The sequence below is a fragment of the Nocardiopsis prasina DSM 43845 genome, from assembly GCF_000341265.1.
Taxonomy (GTDB): Bacteria; Actinomycetota; Actinomycetes; order Streptosporangiales; family Streptosporangiaceae; genus Nocardiopsis; species Nocardiopsis prasina.
In genome coordinates this window covers 23,834-33,731 of the sequence record NZ_ANAE01000081.1, presented here as the reverse complement: position 1 = coordinate 33,731, position 9,898 = coordinate 23,834, and the positions used below count along the sequence as shown (strand labels likewise).

General features: G+C 68.5%; 9 protein-coding genes. 1 reads left to right on the top strand and 8 read right to left on the bottom strand.

Annotation, left to right across the window (positions count from 1 at the left end; genetic code table 11):
* The coding region (locus tag D452_RS0104400) for an outer membrane protein assembly factor BamB family protein (RefSeq protein ID WP_051061245.1) at nucleotides 1-1,302 on the top strand (1,302 nt) is incomplete at its 5' end.
* Nucleotides 1,303-1,328: 26 nt separating this feature from the next.
* Here D452_RS0104400 and D452_RS0104395 read toward each other — a convergent pair.
* The 8 genes from D452_RS0104395 to D452_RS0104360 form a co-directional block, all read right to left on the bottom strand.
* Nucleotides 1,329-2,435, bottom strand: coding sequence for a hypothetical protein (locus D452_RS0104395; RefSeq protein ID WP_026128971.1), 1,107 nt, complete (start codon nucleotides 2,433-2,435; stop codon nucleotides 1,329-1,331).
* A gap of 339 nt (nucleotides 2,436-2,774) precedes the next feature.
* Entirely contained in the window at nucleotides 2,775-4,886 is a 2,112-nt protein-coding gene (locus D452_RS0104390; protein ID WP_017542937.1) for a serine/threonine protein kinase, read from the bottom strand.
* Between the two features lie 36 nt (nucleotides 4,887-4,922).
* Nucleotides 4,923-5,300, bottom strand: coding sequence for a hypothetical protein (locus D452_RS27675; RefSeq protein WP_017542936.1), 378 nt, complete (start codon nucleotides 5,298-5,300; stop codon nucleotides 4,923-4,925).
* Between the two features lie 14 nt (nucleotides 5,301-5,314).
* Complete coding sequence (locus D452_RS0104380; protein WP_017542935.1) at nucleotides 5,315-5,608, bottom strand: WXG100 family type VII secretion target; 294 nt, start codon at nucleotides 5,606-5,608, stop codon at nucleotides 5,315-5,317.
* Nucleotides 5,609-5,652: 44 nt separating this feature from the next.
* Complete coding sequence (locus tag D452_RS0104375) at nucleotides 5,653-5,991, bottom strand: hypothetical protein (protein WP_026128970.1); 339 nt, start codon at nucleotides 5,989-5,991, stop codon at nucleotides 5,653-5,655.
* A 249-nt stretch (nucleotides 5,992-6,240) separates the two neighbouring features.
* Entirely contained in the window at nucleotides 6,241-6,747 is a 507-nt protein-coding gene (locus D452_RS0104370) for a hypothetical protein (protein WP_026128969.1), read from the bottom strand.
* Nucleotides 6,748-6,797: 50 nt separating this feature from the next.
* Nucleotides 6,798-9,470 carry a TPR repeat region-containing protein gene (locus D452_RS0104365; protein ID WP_017542932.1) on the bottom strand — a complete coding sequence of 891 codons (2,673 nt, stop codon included), beginning with the start codon at nucleotides 9,468-9,470 and terminating at the stop codon, nucleotides 6,798-6,800.
* Nucleotides 9,471-9,529: 59 nt separating this feature from the next.
* Nucleotides 9,530-9,853, bottom strand: a complete 324-nt coding sequence (locus D452_RS0104360; protein WP_017542931.1) for a hypothetical protein — start codon at nucleotides 9,851-9,853, stop codon at nucleotides 9,530-9,532.
* Between the last annotated feature and the right edge of the window lie 45 nt (nucleotides 9,854-9,898).

Genomic DNA, 9,898 nt, shown 5'->3' with positions numbered 1-9,898 from the left:
GCCTGTTCTGTGCTGGGGTTCGGGGGTGTCTCGGTCAGCCACGAGGAGTTGGACGGTGAGTGGTCGGACGCCGCCGTGCCGGGGTCGATCTCCGAGGTGGCGTGGGAGTGGACCGCTGAAGGTCACTGGGGGGATGTGGAGGTGACCCCCCTCCCGCGCGGTGCCCTGGTGCGTACGGCTCGGGGAGTGGTGGCCCTGGACGGGGTGACCGGTGAGGAGCGGTGGAGTTTCACCGTGGACGACGAGGGTGTCCGTGCGTTGACGGACGTGTCCTCCTCCGGGGAGCGGGTTCACGTGATGTACCCGAAGGAAGCACCGGACGAGGAGGTCGGGGCGGCCGACGACGAGGAGGGGTCCGTCCCTCCGGTCGAGTGGCGGCGTGTGGTCCTGGACGGAGTCAGCGGTGAGGTCGTCGGCGACTTCGAGGAGCCGATCGCCCCCGACGTCGAGAAGCCAGGGCCCTTCAACGTGGGTGTCGCTGGCGACGGGGGTGTCTTCCACTTGGAGGCCGGTGACGGGCTCTCGGGGGCGATGCTCTCGGACGAGGACGGATCCGAGCTGTGGCGGACCGAGGACCTGTTCACGTGTGAGGGATCGAAGGTGCACCGGGCTGACCGGCCGGTGGTGTTCTCCGACGCGGTGGTCGTACGAGCGGGCTGCGGTTCGCTCGACGCCGAGCTGATCGCTCTGGACCCTGGGGACGGGTCGGTTCTGTGGCACCTGGAGGGTGAGGAAGCAGCGTTCCTGACCTCCGAACGCCGTTCCGTGCGTGGGGCGGGTGAGGTGCTTCCCGTGTACCACGACCAGGGGTCGTCGTATCAGGACGAACAGTTCAGCGAGAGGTACGTGTTCGATCCGGTCACGGGTGGGGTCGTGGGTGACGCGACAGGGCTCGAGGAAGAAGAGCACCATTACCTGGCTCGCACGCTTGAAGACGGGTTCCTCGTCGCCCAGCGCGCTCCTTCTGTCAAGGCCGCCGGTTACGAGTTGCGCCGGTTCGACGGCCAAATCCTGGCCACCGAGGAGCGGGCGGTGCCCACGGCGTCGATCAGTAGCTACGTGCTGGCTCTGGAGGACGCGGTGGTCAAGCTCGAGTCGGACGACCCGGAGACTCCGGTCAACGTCGCTCCCTGGGGTGGCGGCGAGGTGCACCGGATCGATCTCCCGGAGCCGGTCAGGGCGGCCGGGTACTTCGAGGCGAGGCAGCCGGAGGGGCAGTTCGAGGCCGTGCCCGGGGCCGTGGTGCTGGTCGACCTGGCTGACTCCCAGGACCAGGGGGCCAAGGTCATCGCATTCCACTGACCGGACCCGCGCCCCCGGTCCCCGCGTCAGGAGGTGGGGCTCTCCGAGGGGGCGTCCGGCTCGGTGGGCGGTTCCTGGGACCACCGCACCACGAGGGGCCAGCCGTCCATGGAGGTGTCGTGGTAGCGCGGGAACGTCTCCTCGGTCTCCGTCACCGTCCCCTCCTCCAGGTCCACCCGGAACCACGCCTCCTCGGTCTGGAGCAGGATGCCGTCCCTCTCCGGTGCCAGCGTGTACTGCACGACCGGACTCGAGGTGTCCTCCAGCAGCCGAGTGACGCTGTGGCTCTGGCCCTCGACCTCCAGCAGGTAGGCGCCCTGAGGGCCCTCCCCGTCGCCGTCCGGCCGGAGCAGGGCCTGTTCACCGCCCCAGACCGGTGCGTCGTCGAAGGTCTGCCACTGTTCGCCCCCGGTGTTGAGGGTGGCGTTCACGACGGTGCCGTTGGTCGAACGCACCACGAGGCTGCCCTCGCCGCCCGCGATCTGCTGGGTGGGGACACTGTTACGGATGTGCAGGGAGCCGTCCGGAGTGATCGTCCAGTCGCTGGGCCGCTGTCCCTCACCGAGAGCGAGGCTGCCCTCCTGGTTGGGGGTGCCCCCGGGCGCCTCCAACGGGACCGACTTGACCTGCGGCGGCTGCCCCTGGCCCTGCGCGGAGACGTACCAGAGCCGTTCCCCGTGGATCACCGGGTCCGACAGCTCCTCCTCGCCGGAAGCCTGGATCGTCTCGACGGGCTGGTAGGTGAACTCCTCACCCTCCTCGGCTTCCTGGGGGGCGGTCAGACCCGCCAGGTGCACGGCGTTGGGTTCGTTCGTGACGAAGGCGAAGTACTGCCAGTCCTCGGAGAACCGCTTGTGCACCGGAACCGCGGGCGCCATCGGGTCCACCGCCCCGTCGGGCAGGTCGATCCGCTGGAGGGGAGCGCCGGTGTCGGGATCGTGGAAGACCAGCACCTGCTCGGTCTCCGGGTCGCCGCCCTCGAACCCCCGGTGCACCAGGGCGAGCCCCACCAGACCGTCCTCGGTGAGCGCCTCGACCGTCTCCGGCTCGCCGTCCGAGGACCCGGAGGAGGATTCGCACGCCGTCACGGCGAGGAGGCACACAGCAGAGGCCAAGGCGAGTGAACGCCGCATGGATCGCCTTTCGGGGGAGCGGAGCGGGGTGGTTCCAGGGTGTGGGATCACCGGAGACACGTCACGGTTCTCCCCGATCCTCACGTTATCCGAGGGCCCGGCCACGGGGGTCCGGTACCCGTCGACTCTCCTGGGGCGCCCCTGTTCGCGGGGAATCACCCACGCACAACCGTTCCGTTCTCACCGAACGAAGAGGCCAAGGCGAGAGGACCCCGGTACATTCACCATTCGACAACGAAATTCGAGCGGTGGCGTGGGAAAGTCCGGACCATTCTTATTGCCTTACGGGACGAAAGGATTACTTGTCCATCCAAGTGGGCCTGAGTGCGAGGGAAGTCGCTACTCGTCGGCGTTGGGGGAGGGGGACGGCGAGGGATCGGGCTCGTTCTCCTCCTCTTCCTCCTCTTCCGCCGCGGCCTCCTCCTCGGCCAGGCGTTCCGCCTCGGCGGCCCGCTCCGCCGCGCGGGTCGTGCAGACCTCCTCGGCGGGGGCCGCGCTTCCGTCGACGGCGACGACGACGAAGCAGTACTCGCCCTGGGTGTTGTCCGTGGGGACCTGCGCGGTCACCGCGCCGGGTCCGGTTCTGGCCAGGGTCGCCGGGGCGTGCCCCTGTTGGCCGCCGACCACGAAGTACGAACCGGTGCCGCCGGTGTGATCGGCCCAGGACAGGGTGACGGCGCTGAGGGTGTCCTCCAGCCTGACCTCGGACGGAGGGCTGCCCTCGGGCAGGGGTGAGGGCGCGGCCATCGGTTCAGCTGGTGCCTCCTCGTCCGTCGTCGCCTCGGCCTCCTCACTGGCCACGGTCTCGACCACGGGCTGGGAGGGACTTCTGGCGGCGAAGGCGCTGCCCACGACGGTGACCAAGAGGACCCCGCAGACCGTCACGCCGATGTGCATCTGTTTGCGCCACCGAGGGGGTTCGAGGGGAGCGGAGAGCGAGTCCCATTCCGGGTCCGAGGAACGCTCCTCGACGACCTCGTCGGTGGGCAGGTACGCGGACTCAGCGTCCCCGTTCCACCCCTCCAACCGGGCCCAGGCACGCAGCGGGGAGACCTCCTCGCCGCGCAGCTTCGCCATCATGAGGTCGGCGGTGCTGTGCGGGGTCGCCTCCGGTACGGCCCCGTGGCGCTCCCGCTCCTCGGGAGTGGGCAGGGGGCGCTGGGGCGGGCGCAGACTCGAGGCGCTGGCCAGGCGGGACCTGTCCCCCGGCGGGGCGGCGGGAGGCTGGGTGGGGCCGGACTCCACGGGGGCAGGGGTCGGCGGGGCAGGTGGAGCGTGCGGCCCCGAGGGCACGGACAGGTGGGAGATCTGGGGGCCGGACGAAGGCGCGACGGGCGCCGCCGGGGGCGGTCCGAAGGGCATCTGCGGTCCGGAGGGCGCGGCGAAGGGTGCCTGTGGCCCTGAGTGCGGTGCCATGGGTGCCTGCGGCCCAGAGGGTGTGGCGAAGGGCGTTTGCGGTCCTGAGGGCGGCGCCACGGGCGTCTGCGGACCCGAGGGAGCCGCCGGGGTCCAGGCCCCGGGAGAGACGGGCGGTGTCTGGGGTCCGCTGTGCGCGGGTGGTTCCTGGGGACCTGTGGGCGCCGGGCGTGGACCAGCGGAGGCGTCCACCGGCGCGGCGAGCATGGAGGGCTGGGCACCGCTGGGGGCCGCGGCCGGACGTCCGGACCGCGCCTTCTCGAAGGCCGCCGCGAACTCGGCTGGGCTCGCGTGACGGTCGGCCGGGTCCTTCGCCAGGGCACGGGTGAGGACCCCGCGCAGGGAACGGGACACGTCCTGACGCGGTACCGGCGCGACCTCCTCGCCGAGGACACGCTGGGCGTAGGCCCGGGGGTCGAAGGGGGTGCCGTCCGTGGTGGAGAACGGCGCCCGGCCTGTGAGCATCGTCCAGACCGTCGAGGCGAGCTGGTAGACGTCCGACGCCGTGGTGCGGGGCTCCCCGCGCAGCGTCTCGGGAGCTGAGTGGAGGAACGACTCCATCTGTGGGGGCGGAGGCGGCAGCGCCTCCCCGGCGTCGGAGATCGCACCGAACCCGGTGAGGACCGGAGTCCGCCCGGCCCGTAGGACGTTGCCCGGACAGATGTCGTTGTGCAACAGGCCCCGGCCGTGGAGGGCCCCCAGCGCCCCGGCCACGCTGCGCGCGACCGCCGCCGCCTCCTGGATGGGAGCGGGCCCCTTCCGCGCCAGCATTTCCCCGAAGGAACCGTCGGAGTAGAAAGGCGTGACCACGAAGAACTCGCCGTCCGCCGTGGTTCCGGCGTCCAACAGGGGAACCACACCGGGCACCCCGTCGAGGGTGCGCAGGTGCCCGAGCTCGGCCTGCCCCGCCTCCATCGGCAGGACCTTGAGCACGACCTCGGCGCCGCTGGTCACACGGACCGCACGGAAGATCCGGGCACGGCGTCCCTGACGAAGCTGAGTGGAGGTCTCGTACCCCGGGGCCCAGACGGACATGGGAGATCGCCCCCTTCGTGGTGGAGGCCCGCCCGGTCAGACGGAGCGGGGGATGGCGTGTGCGGTCAGGGACGGTCCGAGGTGGCCGACATGGTCGATGACGGCGCTCCCGACCTGGCGGTTGGCTCCCCACCCTCGTTCCTCGTTGATCTCCTGCTGGCGGCCGAAGGCCCCCACCAGGGCGATGACCCCACAGATGAGCGCGATGAGGATGGCCCCGCCGATCACGGCCGGCCACACCCGCTGGCGCCGTCGCCAGTAGCGACTGGACCCGTACAGCAGCGCGGACCGGAGCTGCCGGTGCCGGAGGGCGTCCGCCTCGAGGACGTATTTCTCCTCGTCGGGCGTGTAGTGGAACGCCTCCGGAAGCTGCGGATCGGGGTCGGTGGAGGGCGGCGAAGGTGGGGAGGACATCGGAACTCAGCTTACTAGAACAGTCCGTCCAGGTACCGGGTGAGCTTGCCGTACTTGTCCGCGGTGTCGCTGGTGGCGTCGATCATCTTCGCGAACGCCGAGTTGACCTCGGAGAAGTGGGTGTCGAACTCCTGGGCCTTGGACTGGAACTGCTGGCTTCCGGAGCCCTCCCACTGGCTGACGGTGCTCTCGGACTGCTCGTTGATCTGGCTCATGATCGCGGTGAAACGACCGAGGTGCGCCTGCTGGTCGGAGGCCAGCGTCTGGAGACCGCCGACATTTCCGTAGACGTCGAACTGGGAAGCCATGAAGGTGCCTTTCCTGGGGGTGGAACGGGGTAGGTGAGGGAGGGTCAGGCGTTGACCGGGCGGGAGAGGCCGCCGAGGTCCTGGCCGGATGCCGAGAAGTCGTCGCTCGCCTCGCTGTCGGTGAGGTTGAACTGCTGCTGGCCCTCGTTCAGCTTGATGCCGTTCTGGTTGCACCAGGACATGAGCTCGTCGAAGCGCTCGGTGAGGCTGTTCCGGGCCTCGCGGAAGTCGTGGAGCGCCTGCCCTTGGAGGGAGTCGGCGTCGTTGCTCATGTCGTTGATGAGCTGGTTCATCTGGGTGCGGAGGCCGTCGGACTCCTGACCGAGCTGTTCGCCTCCCTGCGACAGGCTATTGACATTTTCAAGACCGGCGTGCTGGGACATCCGTACCCTTTCAAGGAATCGCTGGTGGGTGAGTTCGTGGGCCTGTCCCCCATGGGCAGGGTGTTCGTCCGCTGCTTCACGAACACGGGAGGTACGGCGCTACGGAGATTAGTAAGGGTATGACCTTTCGGTCAATGTACGCGCGTATTTCGTGACGAGGCGAATCGGTGAGTATTCCCTCCCCACCTCTCGCGAACCCCGGAGTTCGGGGAGTCGTCGGAGTCCCCGCAATGGAGTGGCCGATACCGGTCACGGAGCCCCCGTGCCGCAGCCGACGTAGTCGACGACGCTCGCCGTGTACTCGTCCTGGGTGTCGAAGGAGTCCTGGTGCTCGTCCATGTAGACGTCGACGAAATCCTCACCGGTGACGGTCTCACCGCACCAGGTGACATCGTTCCGGTTCATGGCGTTCCCGAGCGCTCCGTCGACCTTAGCAAGGTGGATGTTGTCGTCCCAGGCGTCCTTGTCCAGCTCGACGGCGTAGCCGTCCTCCTCCTCGACGACGACTCCCCAGTCGAGGAGGTGCTCACGAGTTCCGCCCGTGTTCTCGATGACCTCGGCCGAGCCCTCCTCGTCGAGCATCCGGGCCAGGGTGTGGACCCGTACCTCCCGTTCGATCCACTGCGCGGCCACGTAGTCCTCCGGCAGGCCCGATTCGGGCTCGGGCTCGGGATCGGAGGCGGAACAACCGGACAGCACCAGCCCTGCGGTGAGGGCGAGGGCGGAGAGAGCGGTCGCCCGGTTCGTACGAGTCAAGGGATCCTCCAAGGAGAGTCTGTGGCGGGAGGAGGCGGTCTCGGGGGTCCTCATTCCTCTTCCGGGGGCTCACCGAACTGCTCGAGCTCGCCTCCGAAGTAGTCCCGGGTGGTCCTGTACGCACTGTTGTACTCACCGGTGAAGTCCTCCACCCACTCACGGCCGGGCGCCGTGTGTTCGACGGGTTCGCCCGTGTGCGGGTCGGTGGTGTTCGCGGTGAGGACGGTGGCGTCCATGATCTTTCCGAGGGCGTCGTCCATGCCGGAGAGCTCCCGACCTTCATTGTGCGTCCACGCGCTCGGGTCCTTCTCGAAGTCCAGGGTCACGGATTCGTCGAAGACGAAGTCGTCGGTGATGTCACCGGGCTCCAGCTTCCGCCCGTCCTGCTCGATACTGAGCGCGCCACCGTCCACGAGGGTCCTGAGGTCCGCGCGCCGTGTGTCCTCGTTCAGCACGCCGGGATCGTTCTCGAGGACGAAGTCCAGTGTCTCCACCTGGAAGTTGCGCTCCACGTAGAGTTCGCTGGTGTAGGTGGGGAAACGGGGAGACACGTCGTAGTCGCCGTCGACGATCGCTCCGACGATGCTGTCCTTGCCCAGCTCCATGCCCTTCGACACACCTTGGCCGATGACGGGGATCTTCTCGGAGAGGTTGCCCGCTTCGCTCACCACGAAGTCGGCGATCTGTGTCTCCCGCGCGATCGTCGCGTCCAGGTCGGCGGAGCGGTCCGCCGACTCCAGGTACAGGGCACGTTCCAACAACCCCTGGAGCTGGGCGGAGCCGCGCGCGGAGGTCGCCCCGTCACCGGACTCGAGGTAGGCCACGGCCTCGATCTGCTGGTAGACGTCCACCGAGTTCACGACGCGTCCGGCGGTCTCGTCGTTGCCCATGAGGAGTTGCATGTACTGCGCTCGCTCATCGGGTCCCATACGCACGTAACCGGTGTCGGGGTCGAAGTCACCGATGCCCTTCACCGCGTTGCCGTTGGTGTCCAGGATGTCGCCGTTGGCGAAGCTGTAGATGTGCGCGTCGAAGATGTCGGCCAGGCTGTCCGCGAGCGCACCGTTGAACTGGGTGAAGGAGGCGTCGGAGTACTCGTTGTCCCCTTCGGTGACGCTGACGCCCGTGTTGGTGAGGGCGTCGTGCATCTCGGAGTCGGTGATGGTCTCCATGAACCCGGTGAAGGCGTCGCCCGCGCGCTGGCTCAGTTCCGGGTCCTCGCTGTGGACGTCCTCAGCGAGCCAGTCGGTGAGCTGTCGCGCGGTGTGGCCGTCGTCGTGCCACTCGAAGGTGAGCGTGCCCTCGAGCGCCTGTGTCCGCAGGTCCGCGTCACCGTGGGGGACGCCCGGCTCCTCGTTGAGGTGCTCGCCCGTGAGGATGTAGTAGTTGGAGTCCTTGTTCCGCGAGGCCACGTCGACCATGTGCGAGACCTGCTCGGAGTCCGGCAGGACACCGTCGGAGTCGTGGACCTCGTGCCCCCAGGCGTCCAGGAAGGCGCCGGTGGCCAGGTGGAGGTTGGTCGACAACCCGTAGCCCGCCTCCAGGTTGTCGTCCGTGTGCTCCATGAAGGCGGACAGCGCCTTCATGTCCATACCCATGGAGACGGGGGTCGCGGGCATCTTGCCGTCGGCGTCGGGGTTGATCCACGGGCCCTCGACCGCGTACCGGAAGCTCTGGGGCAGGCTGTCGTAGCCGCCGCCGATGCGGGGGTCCGAGAGCGCCAGAAGCCCGTCTCCGAGCACTCCGAGGGCCCGCTCGCGCTCCTCGTCGGACATGCCGGACTCGGCCATGAGCTCGGGGTAGAGCATGACGCCCGCACCGACGCCGTCGCGGAGGTAGGGCTCCTCCAGCTGCTTGTAGAACTCCTCCAGGAACCCGACCTCGTCGGAGCTGAACTCCGTCCCGTTCTCCTGGTGCTGCTTGGCGCTCGTCCCGAGCATGGACATCACGAGCATGAGCTCGTGGTACCGGTCGTCGATGGGCCGGTCGCCGGACCAGTAGGCCGCGAGGTCGTTCGCGTACTCCTCGGCGTTCTCGGGAGTCAGCTCGATGTCATCGCCGATCAGCGACGAGTAGCGCGAGGGATCGAGGCTGAGGAACCCCCAGCTGGCGTTCCCCGCCTCGATGAGCTTCGAGACGTTGTCGGGGGTCGGCCCCTCCTCGAGCATCCTCCGGGCGTCCTCGGCGATTTCCTCAAGCTTGTCCCAGTTGGTCTGTTCTCGGGTGATGAGCCCTTCCTGGACCGTGGAGAGCTCGTTGTACAGATCCCGGCACTTCTTCTCGTCCCCGGCGCCCCAGTCCGTCCAGAGGAAACCGTCCGCCTGCGGGTGGGACTCGGTGATCCGGTCACCCTGGTAGGCGGAGGGGACGGCGCTCTCCTTCTCGCTCTTGCTCGTCTCCCAAGTGGAGATCTGGGCGTCGCGTTCGTCCTTGAAGGCCTTGACGGCATCCGCCCACATCTCGGCGACCGAAGCCGCGTAGCTCACGGTGACGGCGGCGTCCCTCCACTTCTGGACGTCCTCCTCGGAATGCCCCCGGATGTCCCAGGCGATGATGTCCGTAAACTGCTGCGCGGCCGCGTCGAAGCCACCCCCGAGGTCGTCGGCCCGACCGAGCACGCGGGCGTTGAGGATCTCCAGATCCGAGGCGCACTCGTACATGTTGTCGGGCTGACCGTAGAAGTTACGGGGGTGGAAGATGAGGGAGATGGTGGCCACGGTCATCCTCAGGGGTGGAGATCGAGCGGGTGGTGAGGGGGACGCGGTCTACCGCGTCGCGGGGGTCAGTCGAAGTTGAGGTCGCGGTGGGACGACCAGGGGTGGAAGTCCTCGGAGCTCTCCAGGTCGTTCTTGGCGATCTCGCCCGCTCCCGCCTGGATGTTGTTGGCCAGGGCGAGGCCGTGCTCCTGGAGGTCGATGAGGGCCTGGTCGGCCTCCTCCCGGAACTTGTTGAACCCGGAACGGAGGTCCTCGTGGCCACAGGCGCTCACGGCGTCACCCATGAGGGTGTCGAAGGCGTCGGCCAGACCGGCCATCGCGGCTGCGAGGGTCTCCGCGTACTCGCCACCTTCCATCGCCTCGATCGGATTGGCGCCAGATTCGGTCATGGGGCACTCCTTTCGGAAGAGGATGCGCACCGGCATGATGAACCG